The 18,344-nt window shown below is 49.7% G+C and carries 1 protein-coding gene; it reads left to right on the top strand.

The window, feature by feature from the left end; all coding sequences use genetic code 11:
* Positions 1-31: 31 nt before the first annotated feature.
* Positions 32-18,280, top strand: a complete 18,249-nt coding sequence (locus DBR43_RS00780; protein ID WP_124576986.1) for a non-ribosomal peptide synthase/polyketide synthase — start codon at positions 32-34, stop codon at positions 18,278-18,280.
* The last annotated feature ends 64 nt before the right edge of the window (positions 18,281-18,344 follow it).

Raw genomic sequence — 18,344 nt, 5'->3', positions numbered from 1 at the left:
AACAAGAACCTCACCTATAAAAAAAATAAATATGTCTAGTTTTAATTTGATTGACGTAGTAGAACTGTTAAATAAAGCCAATAACCAGGGTGTCAAAATCTCTTTGGATGAAGACAAGCTAAAGATCAAAATGCACAAAGACCAGAAGATAGACAGCAGTCTTCTGGACGAACTGAAGCTGAAAAAAGAATACATCATCACCTATTTTAAAAAGCATGGGAACAGCGCCCTTGTTTCGGATGAAAATAAGATTACCGCTTTCCCGAGAGAAAGCGTCAGCAGGATCCCTTTGTCTTCCGGACAGGAACGTCTTTGGTTCCTGGATCAGCTGGAAGGCAGCACAGCCTATCACATTCCAACGGTACTGAGGTTACGTGGGAAACTGGATAAAAATGCTTTGGAATCTGCTTTGAAAGCGATTGTGAACCGCCATGAGGTCCTGCGGACAGTGATTGAAGAGGAGGGAGGACTGGCTTATCAGCGCATCCTGCCGGAAAATGGCTGGAAGATGAACCTGATCGACGACCTCATTTACAGAAAAGACGAGCAGGCCCTGAGGACGGGAATTAAGGAGCTGACTGATGCCCCTTTTGACCTTTCCAAAGACCATATGCTGCGTGCTTACCTCATTGTACTTGGGGAGGAAGAGTTTGTGCTCTCGGTAACGATGCACCACATTGCTTCCGACGGCTGGTCGGCGGGCATCATTGTCAATGAGCTCATTGAATGTTACAATGCAGTCCTGGAAAACAGGAAGCCGGAACTTCCGGTACTCGAACTGCAATATGCAGATTATGCGCTCTGGCAAAGGGAGCGTTATTCCGTACCGATACAGCAGCAACACCTGGACTACTGGAAAAACAACCTGGGCGGGGTTTCCAATCTGTACCTCCCGGCAGATTTTCCACGTCCGGCGATGCAAAGTGTCAAAGGCGCGGTGCTGGAATTTCAACTGGACCAGGCAGTATCTGAAGAACTGCATGCTTTGTCCCGCCGTCATGATGCCACGATATTTATGACGCTGCTGACGGCCTTTAAAATCCTCCTGTACCGGTATACAGGTCAGGACGACATTTGTGTGGGCACGCCTACTGCGGGCAGAACATTACAGGAACTGGAAGGTCTGGTGGGCTTTTTTGTGAATACCCTGGCCTTGAGGACCGACCTTTCTGCACAACCTGATTTTTTGGGATTGCTGCAACAGGTAAAAGATACGACACTGAATGCTTATGAACATCAGGACCTGCCTTTAGAGAAAATCGTTGATGCGGTGGTTAAGGAACGCGATTTAAGTCGCAATCCCTTGTTCCAGGTTTGCTTTTCACTATTGAACATTCCTGAGGATGCAGACCTGAAATTCAATGGGGTAGCGCTTTCTTCTGAACCTATGGAGCACAGTAAAATTCAATTTGATTTTACACTTACCATGCGGGAAACGTCAAAAGGATTGGTTGCTGCGGTAGAATATTGTACAGAACTCTATCGGGAGGAAACGATCTCCCGCATGATCGGACATTTTAAAACCTTGCTGGATGCAATCATTGCCAATCCGGAAACAAAGATCACTGAACTTCAGTTCCTGAGTAAGGCAGAAGAAGAACAGTTGTTGTTTACCTTTAACCGGAGCGGCCTTGCGGTTGCTGACGGCCTTCTTGCTGATGACCTTGTTGGTGATGACCGGTCTCTTGCAGGTGGTCTTTCTCTTGCCAATGGCCTTTCTCTTCCGGAAGGAAGCACCATTGTGGATCAGTTTGCGGCACAGGTAGAAAAAACGCCTGATGCGCGGGCGGTCATTTATGAAGGACAATCCATCAGTTATAAAAGCCTGGATGAACAGGCCAACCAGCTGGCACATTACCTGCAGATTAAAGGGGTAAGTACAGAAAGCCTGGTTCCTGTTTTCATGAACCGCTCACTGGAAATGATGGTCGGCATTCTGGGGATCCTGAAAGCAGGAGGGGCCTATGTACCCATCGATCCGGAATATCCGGCAACAAGGATCAGCTATATTTTAAACGACATTGCCGCCAGTGTGGTCATTACAGATCAGGAAAACCAATCCAAATTATCACACCTGCCTGACCATGTGGAGCTGATCGTGTTTGAGGAAGTGCAGGAAGAAATTTCTGCCCATGCTAAAAGTCCGCTGAAGACCATGCTGACGGATGAAAACCTGGCCTATGTGATCTATACTTCCGGTTCTACCGGAATTCCTAAAGGCGTACTTGTATTGCACCGCAATGTGGTCAGCCTGGTAAAAAATGTAAGTTATGTTACCCTGACTCAGGATGATGTCCTGCTCTCCACCGGATCTGCTTCCTTTGATGCAACCACTTTCGAATACTGGGGTATGCTGCTGAACGGGGGACAACTCATCCTGTGCCCGGAAAATAAACTGCTGGACAGCAGCTTGCTGAAAGCAGAAATCCGCCGCCATGGGGTGACTAAAATGTGGTTTACTTCCAGCTGGTTCAACCAGCTGATCGATACCGATATCAGCGTATTTGAGGGGCTTTCTGTAATCCTCGCAGGAGGTGAAAAACTTTCCGATGAACACGTATACCGCATGCGTAAAACCTATCCGGAAATTGCGCTGATCAATGGATACGGGCCTACAGAAAACACGACTTTCTCTTTAACTTATCCCATTACGGATTCCGGACATATTCCTATCGGCCGACCGCTGGATCACCGTACCGCCTATGTTTTGGATGCCCGTTTAAATCCGGTACCTATCGGGGTGAGCGGGGAGATTTACCTGGGTGGCGCGGGCTTGTCGCGGGGTTACCTGAACCGTCCGGAGCTGACGGCAGAACGTTTCGTAGCCCATCCTTTTATTAAATCTGAACGGCTTTACCGCTCCGGCGATCTTGGTCGCTGGTTGCCTGACGGGACCATTGACTTTCTCGGCCGGATCGATGACCAGGTGAAAATCCGCGGTTACCGCATTGAGCTTGGTGAAATAGAAAATGTCCTGGAACAAAGTGGTTTATTAAAGCAGGTGGTGGTGCTCGCAAAAGCAGATGCCCAGGGAAATAAACGCCTGATCGCTTATGTCGTTCCGGTTCATGAGTTCGACAGAGAACTGCTGATCTCTTACCTCAAAGATAAACTTCCGGCCTATATGGTCCCTGCATTATGGGTGGCCCTGGAAGAAATGCCATTGACACAAAATGGAAAAACCGATAAAAACGCTTTACCTGAGCCCGGAGATGTGCTGGTTTCTTCCAGTGCTTATATTCCGCCGCGCAATCCTACAGAACAGGTCCTGACGGCCATCTGGCAGGACTTGCTGGGCATTGCACAGGTAGGCATCTATGATAACTTTTTTGAACTGGGTGGAGATTCGATCATCACCATTCAGGTGGTGAGCCGTGCCAAACGTGCCGGTTATGAATTGCAGCCCAAAGACCTGTTCATCTACCAGACGGTAGAAAAACTCTCTGCCTTGCTCATGGCCAGAAAAAGCGCCGAGCTGACGGCAGAACAGGGGCATTTGGCGGGAACAGCCGGATTGCTGCCCATCCAGCAATGGTTTTTTGAAGATGCGGGTCCGAATCCTTCGCATTTCAACCAGCAGGTATTGCTGAGCATCGACAAGAACACAGACATCGCCCTGCTTCGCTCTGCGATCGCCGAACTGAGCCATTACCACGATGCCCTGCGCCTGTCTTACTCCTCCGGACTCCATGGATGGGAACAACACTATGGTACGGAGCTGACTGAACTGGAGCTTGCCGATGTACAGCATTTGCAGCCGGAACAGCTGAATGCGGAAATAGAAAAACACTGCGACCGCATCCAGCGGAGCCTGGACCTGGAACAAGGGATTGTTTTCCGCGCACTGCTGTTGCTGACACCTGAAAGCGACGCCCATTACAGGCTCTTCTTTGCCGGGCATCACCTTGTGGTAGATGGGGTTTCCTGGCGCATCCTGCTGGAAGACCTGGGCTTGTTGCTGCAACATCCGGAACAGCCTGCCGCCATGGTACTCGGTGCCAAAACCAGCTCTTACAGACAATGGTATACCGCCTTAAATGCCTATGGACAACGCCGTCGTTTGCTCGCACAGCTGCCTTACTGGGAAAAAAGCATGCAGGAATACCATCCGCTGAAAACAACGCAGACAGGCCCGGATCAGCTGACCGTAGCAGATACAAAAAATTATACCGCGAGCCTGAGTGCAGCAGCTACCAAAAAGCTGTTGCAGGAAGTGCCAAAGGCTTACCATACGGAAATTAACGATGTTTTGCTTTGTGCGCTGGCGCTGACATTTGCGGACTGGAATGAACATCCAAAAGTCTCTATCGGTCTGGAAGGACATGGCAGGGAAGATATTTTGGAAGGCCTCGATACCAGCCGCACGATAGGCTGGTTTACGAGCATGTATCCCGTTCTTCTGGAAGTAAAAGCGGGGCAGCCGATTGGCGCTCAGCTGAAAGCAGTGAAAGAACAATTGCGCGCTGTGCCCGACAAAGGACTGGGATATGGGGTGCTGAAATACCTCAATAAAGAAAGTACACTGGAAGGGAAAGCACCCTGGGACCTGATTTTCAATTACCTCGGACAGGTAGGCCATGCGCTGAACGGAGAAGAGGAATTGGATGCCGGAGTAGAAAATACCGGGGCAGCAGCCGATGAAGCATTCCCGGTAAGGGAGAAACTGTCGGTCAACAGTGTGATTCAGGGTGGCAGCTTAAGCCTGACCTGGACTTATTCGGATTTGCACTTTGCCACAGCAGAGATTGAAGGTTTATCCGAACGCTACCTTTTTCACCTCGAAGCACTCATTGCACACTGCAGCTCGGGAACTGAAGGCTCTTTTAGCCCATCAGATTTCAATTTAACAGGCATCATCAGCATTGATGAGCTCGATGCTTTTCTGCAGGAAGAACATCTGGGCGTTCCCCGTTCTGAAGGTATAGAGCGGATTTACAAACTCAGCGGCCTGCAGGAAGGAATGTTGTTTCACAGCATTTACGACGAAGAAGCGGGGGCCTATGTGGAGCAGTTTATGGGAGAGATCACTGATCTCAATGTGGCTGCATTTCTGCAAAGCTGGGAATACCTTCTGGCACACCACAGCATCCTGCGGAGCAGTTTTCATTACGACCGCTTCTCTATTCCACTGCAATGTGTGTATTCGGAAGTCGAGCTGCCGCTTACCATGCTCGATTACCGCGATATGGAACCCGCAGATCAGCAAAAAGCCGTTAAAGCCTATGAAGTGGAAGCCAAGCGCAAAGGCTTTGATTTTACCAAAGCACCGCTGATGAACCTGACCCTGATCCGTCTGAGCGACCGGCGTCACCGCATGCTTTGGAACTTCCATCACATGCTGCTCGATGGCTGGTCTATTCCTGTCTTGCTGGAGAAATTGCTGATGGCTTATGAAACGCTGATCGCCGGAGAAAGCCTGGCCCTGATTGCCAAAGACAATTATGAAGATTATATCCGTTATACGGAACGACGCGATAAAGAAGAGGAAGAATTGTACTGGCGCAGTTACCTGAAAGGGCTTAGCGAGGGTTGCCTGCTGCCTTTTGTGAACACCACTGTAAACCGGAACAAAGGCCTGGGCCTTTACCGGGAATTGCCGCTCATCATTGATGCCCGGATTTCCGCGCAGCTCTTCCGTTTTGCGCAGCGTCACCGGGTTACCGTGAATACCCTCATTCAAGGGGTTTGGGCTTATTTGCTGTACCGTTATACCGGCAGGCCCGATGTGGTGTTTGGGGTGACCGTTTCCGGTCGCCCGGAAGATCTTCCCGGAGTAGAACGTGCCATAGGAATGTACATCAATACTTTACCCTTATATACCGTAATCGATCCGGAGGCAGGTATTGTGCAATGGTTACAGGAATTACAAATGAACCAGCTGCAAAGCCGGGAATATCAGTATACCCCATTGAACATCACCCAGCGCTTTGCGAAGGTGGAAGGCGATCTTTTCGACAGCCTTATCGTCTATGAAAACTATCCTGCCAGTAAGGTTGTAGATGGTTCATCAGATCACCTGGAGCTGGAAAATGCCTCCCTGCAGGAGCAGACGAACTATCCGCTCAGTCTGATAGTCTCTGCCTCGGAAGAGATTGGCATCCTGTTCAGTTACAACAGCACTTTGCTGGAGGACGATTATGTCCGCCTGATTTCTGGCCATTTTGAACAGGTATTACACCAGTTGCTCGTGTACGAAACCGGCACCCTTGCTGAAATCGACATGCTGAAAGCAGCGGAGCAGGCGCAGTTGGCGGATGAATTCAATGCCACAACAGTAGTTTATCCGCATACCGAAACCGCCATCAGCCTGTTTGAAACGCAGGTCCTGCTGAGCCCGGATGCAAAAGCCATTGTCTTTGAAGATCAGGTGTATACCTATAAAGAACTGGACGAACGTGCCAACCAGCTTGCCCGCTATCTGCGCGGTAAAGGAGTGGGTACAGACAGCCTTGTTCCGGTTTGCCTGGAGCGTTCGGAACAAATGGCGGTTGCGATTTTAGGGATTATGAAAGCCGGTGCGGCCTATGTGCCAATTGATCCTGCTTATCCTTCAGAGCGGATCAGTTTTATGCTCGAAGATACCCAGGCTACAGTAGTGGTCAGCAGTGCTGAACTGAAAGCCTCAACCGAAGCTTTTGCGACATTGGATGCCGTATTGATCGATGCCGACTGGGAACTGATCCAGACCTGGGGAGGCCGGGTTCCTGCACATCCTGCAGGTCCGGGCGATCTCGCTTATGTGATTTATACTTCCGGCTCAACCGGAAAACCTAAAGGCGTAATGATTGAACATGCAGGAATGTTGAACCACCTGTATGCCAAGATCAATGAACTGCAACTCAATGAACATACCGTAGTTGCCTTTACTGCATCTTATACTTTTGACATTTCCGTATGGCAGTTGTTTTCGGCCTTACTTGTTGGCGGTACAACCGTCATTTATTCTTCTGCGAAACTGCTGGAACCTGCAGAACTGATCGGGGCGGTAGAAAAGGATGGGATCACCATTCTGGAACTTGTTCCTTCTTACCTGACGGCTGTTTTACAGGAGAACATTTCCGCTTCACTGCAGCAGCTGCGCTATTTGCTCGTAACGGGCGAAGCGGTGAGCCAGCCTTTACTTGCGCAGTGGTTTGCCCATAAAGCGTATGGCCGGATTCCGGTGGTGAACGCTTACGGACCAACAGAAGCCTCCGATGACATTTGTCACCACATCATGCATGAAGCTCCGGAAAGGATCAATGTACCTGTCGGCAAGCCTGTGCAGAACATGCGGATTTACGTGGTTTCCAGCTCCGGACAATTGTGTCCGGTAGGGGTTCCGGGAGAGATCTGTGTGAGCGGGATTGGTGTGGCGAGGGGTTACCTGAACCGCCCTGACCTGACGGCTTCCCGTTTTGTGTCCTGTTCCTTTGAAGCTCCGGAAAACCGGATGTACCGGACCGGCGACCTTGGCCGCTGGCTTTCGGATGGTACCATAGATTACCTTGGCCGGATTGATGACCAGGTGAAGATCCGTGGTTTCCGGATTGAGCTTGGAGAGATTGAAACGGTAATTCAACAGGCAGCGGGCATCATCCAGGCGGCCGTAGTCGTGAAAACCGACGAAAGCGGCAACAAACGCCTCGTGGCTTATGTGGTAAGTGAAAAGACCTTTGACCGGGAACAAACCGTAAACTGGCTGAAGAGCCAGCTGCCGGAATACATGGTTCCGGGTTGGTTTGTGGCGATGGATCAGCTGCCTTTAACCGGCAATGGCAAGATCGACCGCAAGAACTTACCTGAGCCGGAACAGGGCGCTTTACAAAGCCGGAGTTATGTGGCACCGCGCAATGAACAGGAACAGCTGCTTGCCGGAATCTGGGAAGAATTGTTACACCTGCCGGAAGTGGGTATTTATGATAATTTCTTTGAGCTTGGCGGAGATTCGATCATCACCATCCAGGTGGTGAGCCGTGCCCGCCGTGCAGGTTTCAACCTTCATCCGAGAGATTTGTTCCAGCATCAGACGATCGCAGGTTTATCTGCCCGTTTATCCACTGAAACATTGGGCACTGCATCGGGAGAACAGGGGAAACTGGAAGGAACGAGTGGATTGCTGCCGATCCAGCAACATTATCTGGAATCCGGTGCTCCTGATCTGGCACATTATAACCAGTCGGTCTTGCTGAAAGTGAAAAAGAGCGTAAGCCTTGAAAAACTTTCTGCCGGGATCAGTCAGCTCGTCGCCAGTCATGATGCTTTAGGCTTCCGGTACCTGCAGCTGGAAAATGGCTGGGAACAACAGTATAGCAATTATACCGCTGCATTGGAGGTCACTGATTTTTCTGCGCTTTCTACTGCGGAGCTGGGACATGCAATTGAAGCACACAACGACCGCCAGCAGGCGAGTCTGGATCTGGAAAAAGGTTTGGTGTTCAGGGCGGTGTTGATCCTGACGCCGGATGTTGAAGCCGAGAACCGTTTATTGCTGGTTGTTCATCACCTTGCCGTAGATGGCGTATCCTGGAGAATCCTGCTGGAAGACCTGGAATTGTTGTTAAACGGAACTTCGCTTCCGGCTTTCAAAACCGCTTCTTACCGTCAGTGGCATCAGGCATTAGTTGCTTATGGCAACCGTAAAAAAGTGAAAGCACAATTGCCTTACTGGGCCTCCGCATACTCGGCAGGCGGGAATACAACCTCCTCCGGAAAACTTAAAACCCTGTACCAATGGACAGGTGTACTGGCAGAAAAAGACATTGCAGAGCATCAGGTGAGCCTGGATGCGGAGCTGACCCGTCAGTTGTTACAGGAAGCCCCACGTGCTTACCATACCGTCATCAACGACCTTTTACTTTCTGCGCTTGCATTGACCCTTGCGGGATGGAACGGAGATTCGCATGTGGTGATCGGGCTGGAGGGCCATGGCCGTGAGGACATTGCCGGAACGATGGACATCAGCCGGACAGTAGGCTGGTTTACCAGTTTATACCCGGTAGTGCTGGACCTTTCTGCTGATGGGGATACTTCCTCTTTACTGAAAAATTTAAAAGAACAATTGCGTCAGGTTCCGGACAACGGGCTTGGATATGGCGTGTTGAAATACCTCGACAAAGCACCTGCTCTGCAGGGCAAAGACCCCTGGGAGGTGGAGTTCAATTACCTCGGACAGATGGACAACATTGCAGGCAAAAAGGAGGATACTTTGATTTCCGCTGCAAAGGAATCATCCGGTAAGTCGCTGAGCGCGGCACATCCGGTAAGGGAACTGATTTCTGTGAACAGTCTGATCCAGGGCGGGGAACTGCAGATGAGCTGGAGCTATAGCAGCCGGCATTTCAATGCAGAAGCGATTGCAACTTTAGCGGAGCATTACCTGAGTCATTTAAGGGAATTGATCAGCCATTGCGTTTCTGTTACGGAACCTGTTTTTACCCCTTCAGATTATCATTTAGGGGAAGAGATCAGCAATGAAGAACTCGACCAGTTCCTGGATGCAGAATATCAGGGTGCATCCCGACGTTCGGAACTGGAAAGCATCTCGCGCTTAAGTGGCTTGCAGAAAGGCATGCTCTTCCACAGTTTATACGACGAACAGGCAGGTGCCTACAGCAAACAGTTTACCTGTGAGCTCGTTGGCCTGGATCCCGATATCTTCATGCAAAGCTGGAATGCTTTATTGAAACGCCACAGCATTTTGCGCAGTGCTTTCTATTACAATGAATTTAAAATTCCGGTACAATGTGTTTACCGTAACGTGAACATTCCGGTAGAAATCCTGGACTGCAGCCACATGGATCAGGAAGCGCAGAAAAGATACATCCGTTACTATGAGGAAGAAGACCTTAAAAAAGGATTTGATTTTACCGCCGCCCCATTGATGCGGATTGGCTTGGTTAAACTCGACGAAAATCGCTTTTACCTCTTGTGGAGCCATCATCACCTGCTTTTGGACGGCTGGTCTATGCCTACTTTAATGGAAGGGCTGCTGAGTAATTATGAGCTGCTGTCGGAGGGCAAAGCATTGCCAGAACTTGCGGAAGACCGATATGAGCATTACATCCGTTATATAGAAAGACAGGATAAAGAAGAAGCCAGGGCTTACTGGAAACAATATCTGGAAGGACTGGAAGAGGCAACATTGCTGCCGTTTATCGGCAACAGTTCAGACCGGACCAGGGTACATAGCGGATATGGGGATGAAATTGTCCATTTTGATGCCACATTTACTGCCCGCTTAACCCGTTATGCCCAGCAAAACAGGGTAACGGTGAATACGCTGATGCAGGGTGTCTGGTCTTACCTTTTGTACCGTTATACCGGCCGGACCCATGTTTCTTTTGGAATCGTGGTTTCCGGACGACCGGAAAACCTTCCAGGTGTGGAATCCGCGGTGGGGATGTACATCAATACCTTGCCCTTCCATGGCAAGGTCAGTTTGTCTGAAGACATTTCGAAAAGCCTTCAGCAGATCCAGTCAGAACAGCTGGAAAGCAGGGCTTATCAATACAACAACCTCAGTGAAGTCCAACGCTTATCGGGCATTACCGGAGATTTGTTTGATACGCTGATGGTCTTTGAAAACTATCCGGTTAGCGAAACACTGGATGCACAGCCCTGGAAGTTAAAAGTAGAAAATGTATCCTCCGAAGAGCATACCAATTATCCGCTCAGCATCATTATCGTTGCCGGGGCAGAGATTGCCATGAACTTCAATTACAACAGCTTGCTGTCGGCAGCAGATGTGAAATCCATCGCTGGTCATTTCTCAGCAGTGCTGGAACAAATGATCGCTTCGGAAGGATCGAAATTTGCCGATCTGGATATTTTTACCGCTGCTTCAAGGCAGCAACTGATACATGAATTTAATGCAAAAAGTATTTCGGCATTGCCGGATGCCACAGTGACTGCCCGTTTTGCAAAAGCAAGTGCATTGGCGGGCCTGGCCCCGGCTATTGTTTCCGGAAAGCTACAGCTGAGCTATCAGGAGCTGGACGAACAATCTTCCCGTCTGGCACATTACCTGCGCGATAGCGGAGTAGGTTCGGGGGTGTTGGTTGCCGTCTGCCTGGAAAGATCTGCTGCGGTGATCATCAGTATGCTGGGGATCCTGAAAGCAGGAGGGGCTTATGTTCCGATCGATCCGGCTTATCCGGCAGAGCGGATCCTGTACATGCTTTCCGATAGCGGAACAGATTTGCTGATCAGTACAGATCAGGTACTTTCCGGTCTGGAGATTCCTGAAAATGTGGAGCTGATTCATGTGGCAGACTTTGAAACTTTAACCGAAGAATATCCGGTCACTGCACCGGAACAGCCGATCAGTTTGTCTGACCTGGTTTATGTGATTTATACTTCCGGTTCTACCGGCTTGCCAAAAGGTGTGGAGATTACCCATGCCGGGCTTTCTAACCTGTTGAGCTGGCACCTGGAACGTTATGAACTGAACCCGCAAAGTGTAAGTACTGCTGCCGCAGGAATTGGTTTTGACGCTTTTGGCTGGGAAATCTGGCCGGTATTGGTAGCCGGGGCAAGTCTGCACCTCATTGATGATGAATTGCGTTTGTCGCCTGCCGGATTGGTGGATTATTATGAGCAGGCAGGGGTGACCCACAGCTTTTTATCTACGGTGCTGATTCCGGAATTTGTAACGGAAAGCAGGGGACGGGATTTGAATTTGAAATACCTGCTTGCCGGCGGAGACCGTTTATCGGCGATTTCACTGGAAGGATTGGGGTATAAAATCGTTAACAATTACGGGCCAACGGAAAACAGTGTGGTGACGAGCAGTTATGAACTGATTGCAGAAAACAGCGAACAGGCGCCTCCAATCGGGATTCCGGTAAGCCATACTCAGGTGTATATTCTGAATGCCGCCAATCAGTTGAGTCCGGTTGGTGTTCCCGGAGAACTTTGCATCAGTGGTGCCGGACTGGCAAGGGGTTATCTGAACCGCCCGGAGCTGACTGCCGAAAAATTTGTACCAAACCCTTTCTTTGAAAGAGTTGCTGTTGATCAGGAAGATGGAGTTGTTCAGGAAACTGCTGTTGACCAGAAACCTGCTGTTGACCAGAAAGGTGTTGTCATTCAGAAAGGTGTTATTTTTAGGGATGGCGTTGTGTTTAGGGATGGCGTGATCCTTCATGACGGTACCCTTCCTCAGGAAAGTTCTCTTCTTCAGGATGTTCCTTTTGATCAGGCGCTTGCGCTTAACCAGGACGCGAATAGCAGAATGTACCGGAGCGGCGACCTTGCGCGCTGGCTGCCGGACGGCAATATAGAATACCTTGGCCGGATCGATGACCAGGTGAAAATCCGTGGTTACCGTATTGAGCTGGGCGAAATTGAAAACGTCTTACAACAAAGTGAGCTGGTAAAACAGGCTGTAATATTGGCCCGTCCGGATCATCGCGGACATAAACAACTCGTTGCTTACCTCGTACCCGAAGGGGACTTTAACCGGGAGGCCCTGGTGGAATTCCTGAAGCTCCGTTTGCCGGAATACATGGTTCCTGCTTTATGGGTATCATTAGAAAAATTCCCTTTAACCAGTAATGGTAAGGTAGACCGGAAAATGCTGCCGGAGGTAGATGCCAATGAAGCGGTAACCGCGCATTATGAAGCGCCAAAAAATGCAGCAGAACTGGCATTGGCCGGGATCTGGGCAGATTTGCTGCGCATTGAAAAGGTGGGGATCCATGATAACTTCTTTGAACTCGGCGGAGATTCCATCATTACCATACAGGTCGTGAGCAGGGCAAAACGTGCAGGTTATGAATTCCAGCCAAGAGACCTCTTTGCCCATCAGACGATTGCCCGGCTTGTGCTTGCACTGGCGGCAAGAAAAGCCGTTCAATCTCAATCGGAAAGCGGATTTCTTAGCGGTAAAAGTGGATTGCTGCCGATCCAGCAATGGTATTTTGATCTGGAAAACCCTGCTGTTTCCCATTTCAATCAGCATGTGCTTTTAAGCGTTTCAAAAACGATTGGCCAGGAGGCCTTGTCGTCGGTTATTGAGCAATTGAGCAGTTATCATGATGCATTGCGCTTTACTTACCGAAAAACCAATGAAGGTTGGGAGCAGGAATATGGTGCCGTTAGCACTGGCTTAAGTGTGGTGGATTTACAGGGAATTCCTGTAGATGAGCTTGCCGATCAGTTGAAGCTGCATGGCGATCAGATCCAGCGCAACCTGGATATTGAGCAAGGTATGATTTTCCGCCCGGTGTTGTTTCTGACTCCGGGAGCGGAATCCGAAAACCGTTTATTGCTCGTGGTACATCACCTTGCCGTGGACGGTGTTTCCTGGAGGATCCTGCTGGAAGACCTGAGCCTGATGCTTGCAGAACCCGATGCTCCGGCTTTATCCGTGCTGGGCAGTAAAAGTATTTCTTACCGGCAGTGGCATCAGGCCCTTCAGGAATATGGAAAAAGCGGAATTTTACAGGATCAGGTTCCCTATTGGACCACGGTGGTAAAAAACTACATTCCTTTAATTACCGATAAAGTTTATTTTAAAAGGTTAACCGTAAAGGATACCGGAACAATTGTTGGCCGCCTCAGTAAAGCCGATACACAGGCTTTGTTACAGGAAGTGCCCCAGGCTTACCGCACAGAAATCAACGATGTGCTGTTGTGTGCTTTGACCCAGACCCTATCCGGATGGGCTGGTCATCCCGGAATTTCAGTCGGACTGGAAGGACATGGACGGGAAGACATCAAGGCCGGTATCGATACCAGCCGCACGGTAGGATGGTTCACAAACCTTTACCCCGTGTCTTTGAAACTGGGAACATATAAAGATCCTGGTTCTCAATTGAGGCTTGTTAAAGAACAATTGAGAAGTGTTCCTGAAAAAGGAATTGGTTATGGTGTACTCAAATACCTGAACAAAGACCAGGATCTGCAGAAAGCAGAGCCATGGAACATTCTGTTCAACTATCTCGGACAGCTGGACAACATGGTAACCGGGGAAGGGCTGATTGGTATGGCCGGGGAGCAGGCCGGAGATAACGTCGGAGAAGATTATCCGGTATCCGATAAGCTCGCCTTAAATACCATGATTCAGGGCGGAGAGCTGATCCTCGACTGGACCTACAGCAAGAAACATTATGAAGCTTCTACGATAGACCGTTTATCCCTGCTGTACCTGGAATATCTGAGGTCCCTGATCCAACATTGTAAAGCACAGCAAGAGCTGATCCTCAATCCTTCAGACTACGGACTGGCCGAACAGGTAAGCATGGAGGAGTTGGATCGTTTTATGGAGGAAGAGGTAGCTGGAAGCACAAGGAGAACACAACTGGAGGGAATTTACCGCCTCGGAGGTTTACAGGAAGGGATGTTGTTCCATAACCTTTACAATGAAAAAGGTGCTTTTACCGAACAATTCTCCTGCGACTTGCTGTCCCTGCAGACCGATGCATTTATCCGGAGCTGGGAACTGATCCTGAAAAACCACAGTATTTTAAGGACAGGATTTGAGCATGAAGTATTCTCTATACCCGTACAATGTGTGTATAAAGAAGCGGCCCTGCCGTTTACCTTACTTGATTACCGCAGTAAATCTGCCGAAGAAAAAGAGCTGGCACTTGCCGCTTATGAGCAGGCCGACCGCCACCGGGGCTTTGAGCTGAATAAGGCACCCCTGATGCGTGTTTGTCTGATCAGGCTAACGGACGATCGCTATCGCTTGTTGTGGAGTTTCCATCACATCCTGCTGGATGGCTGGTCGGTACCTGTACTTCTGGGAGAGATGATCTCCAATTATGAAGCTTTATCGGCGGGTAAAACGGTGGAACTGCAGGCGGTAGACCGTTACGAAGATTATATCCGTTACCTGGAAAAACAAGACAAGCATGCCATTGCCGCCTACTGGCGTCAGTACCTCGGCAAAGCCGAGGAAGGCTGTCTGTTGCCTTTTGTGACCGCAATCGCCGACCGGACCCGTGGAATCGGAATGAAAGAAGGGGCCATACAGCTCGATGCAAGGCTAACCTCGCTGATTTCCGACTATGCGAAAGCACAGCACCTGACCGTCAATTCGGTGATGCAAGGGGTTTGGGCTTACCTTTTATACCGTTATACCGGAAGGAAAGACATCATTTTCGGGGTAACCGTATCCGGTCGTCCGGAAGATCTTCCCGGCATTGAAAGAAAAGTGGGAATGTATATCAATACCCTTCCTTTATACATTCAGCTCGATCAGAGCCTCAGCATTGCCGAATGGTTACAAGTGCTGCAGCAAGGACAGCTGGACAGCAGGGAATACCAATATACCACCCTGAACGACATTCAAAGGCTAACTGCTGTAAGGGGCGATCTTTTTGATACCTCTATTGTTTTCCAGAACTATCCCGTTAGCGAAGAAGACATGCAAAGCGGTGCCGCCCTGGAAGTGAGCGATGCAGTGGTTCATCCCCAAACCAATTATCCTTTGACCATTAACGTCATCACCGGTGCGGAAATCAATTTGCTCTTTGTTTACAACGACGAAATTCTCGAAACATCTGCTGTAGACATGATGATGGGGCATTTCAAACAGGTATTGCTGCAGCTGGCAGAAGAAAATGTACAGCACTGGACAGACATCAGCCTGCTGACCGCTCCGGAAAAAGAGCAATTGCTCCTGACTTTTAACAATAATGTTGTTCCTTATCCTCAGGATCAGACCTTCGTTGATTTGTTCCGGGAACAGGTGCAGCGCAGTCCTGAAGCCCAGGCAATCGTTTTTGAACACAAGAACTGGAGCTACCGGGAGCTGGACGAGCAGAGTGACCACCTCGCAGGATCCCTCCGGGAGAAAGGGGCAGGGCCGGATGTGCTTGTTCCTGTATACCTCGATCGTTCTCCTGAAATGATGATCGCCATCCTTGGGATTATGAAAGCAGGAGCTGCATATGTACCCCTGGATACTGCTTATCCTGCAGAAAGGATCAATTATATCCTTAAAGATACCAATGCCGTACTGATCGTGACGAGTACCGGAATGAGCCATAAGCTCGGAGAAGTGACCACCGTTCCTTTCCTGATGGTCGATACGGAGATGATCAAGAGCAACAACACCGAGCTCCCCGCTGAAATTGCGGGCCCCGGGAACCTGGCCTATGTCATCTATACTTCAGGCTCTACCGGACAGCCCAAAGGCGTTATGGTAGAACATGCCGGGATGCTGAACCACCTGTTTGCGAAGGTGAACGACCTCAGTTTAAACCCATCCAGCTCGGTGGCTTTCACTGCTTCCTATACCTTTGACATCTCGGTATGGCAGATGTTTTCTGCCCTGCTTGCCGGTGGCCGCACGGTCATCTATCCTGCAGAACTCTTGCTCGAGCCTGTTGCCCTGCTCGAAGCGCTGGTACAGGACGAGGTTACGATACTTGAGCTTGTGCCTTCTTACCTCGCCGCTTTATTGCGTGGAAATATTGCCGTTAAGCCAGGCAAACTGGAATATTTACTCGTTACCGGGGAAGCGGTGAGCCAATCGGTATTAAAAGACTGGTTCGGACATCCGTTTTACGGAGCGATCCCTGTCGTAAATGCCTACGGACCTACAGAGGCTTCTGATGATATCTGTCATTATTTGATGCATTCCGCTCCGGAAGCGATCAATATTCCGGTGGGTAAGCCGATTCAGAACCTGCAGGTCTATGTGCTGGATTCCTCACTGGACCTTTGTCCGCTGGGCGTGGTTGGTGAGGTTTGTGTAGCCGGAATCGGGGTTTCCAGAGGGTATTTAAACCGCCCTGACCTGACTGCCCAAAAGTTTGTTGCCGATCCTTTCCGTGAAGAAGGCCGGTTATACCGGACCGGCGATTTTGGTCGCTGGCTCCCTGACGGCAATCTGGAATACCTGGGCCGGATGGATGATCAGGTAAAAGTGCGTGGCTTCCGGATTGAACTCGGAGAGGTAGAAAATGTATTGCAGCAATATGAGACTGTGGCAGAAACTGCAGTGATCGTGAAAGACGATCCGAACGGAAATAAACGCCTGGTTGCCTATTTATGTGTCAAAGAGGGGTACGTGAAGGAGGAAATGCTGAGCTGGCTGAAAGGCGTATTGCCGGAATATATGATCCCTTCTTTCTTTATCACCATGGACCAGTTCCCTCTGACTTCCAATGGTAAGGTAGACCGTAAAGGACTGCCGGACCCTGATGCCAATGCTATGCTCGTTACCGCCTATGTGGCACCGAGGACACCGTTGCAAGAGCAGCTGGTGCTGATCTGGCAGGAAATGCTGGAAGTCCCTAACATCGGCATCCATGATGATTTCTTTGAACTGGGAGGACTTTCCCTGCTGGTGATCGGACTGATTTCTGTGATCAGGAAGGAGATTGGCGTGAAGGTACAGGTTCGTGATATATTCAACTATCCAACCATTGATGCCTTGTCGGCGGTGATTACCGAACGTCTGGAAAATCCGGATGCGGACCGCATGGATGCGCTGCCACTGGCTGTGCATGAACACCTGATCCCATTGAATGAGGGACCTGTTTTGTTCCCTGTATTCATGCTGCCGGGTGCTGCCGGGGTTTCTGAGGTTTATAGTGCCCTTGGACTTGCCCTGCAGGAGAGCTGCATTTTATACGGATTGCAGATGCCGGGTGTATTGGAGGGAGAGATTCCTTCGCAGGACATCCCGGAAATTGCGGCCCTTAACATCCGCTGGATTAAAGAAGTACAACCTCATGGACCTTACCGCTTTATCGGGCATTCGCTTGGAGGAATCGTCTTGTATGAGATGATCAAACAGCTGGAAGCCGCCGGAGAGGTGGTGGAAAGCGGGGTGATCCTCGATAAGGATACCAGTACCGACAGCTCTTTCCATGAAGGTGGAAACCAGGGAGAAACGCTGTTTAAGCTGGCGATGTTAGTCTTTGAGCTGGGCAGTTTCCTTAAGGTGCCTTATCCGGAATGGGTTTGGGAAATGAAACAGGCACTTTCTCTTTCCGACAGGGAAAGCATTATGCCGGTCATTACTGAACTGGTGATGAAACATGTGGGCAGTAAAGGGGCCTATTCGGCTTTCATGCTGCGGATTCTGAACCTCGTGATCAGCAATGGTTTTCTGGAATACCAGCTCAGCGGAAAGGTGGATGCCGGCTTGTTAGTCGTAAAGGCCGCAGAGACGAGATGGGAAGAAAGTCATCCTGATGCGGAACTCGGCTGGACTGCTTTTTCTGATGATGTAAAGGAAATTACCGTTCCCGGAGATCATGATTCCCTGGTGGGCAATGCCAATGTTCATGTACTCGCTGCGAAGCTGATGCGTCATTTTCAACAATTTAAAAAATAGGAAGCTTATCGCCTGCGCTTCGGCGCAGGCCATATCGAATCATTCACAAAAAAATGTTTAAGAC

This window comes from Pedobacter sp. KBW06, from assembly GCF_003852525.1.
GTDB lineage: Bacteria > Bacteroidota > Bacteroidia > Sphingobacteriales > Sphingobacteriaceae > Pedobacter.
Note: the sequence above shows the minus strand (reverse complement) of the source record. Positions and strands in the feature narration are given on the sequence as shown.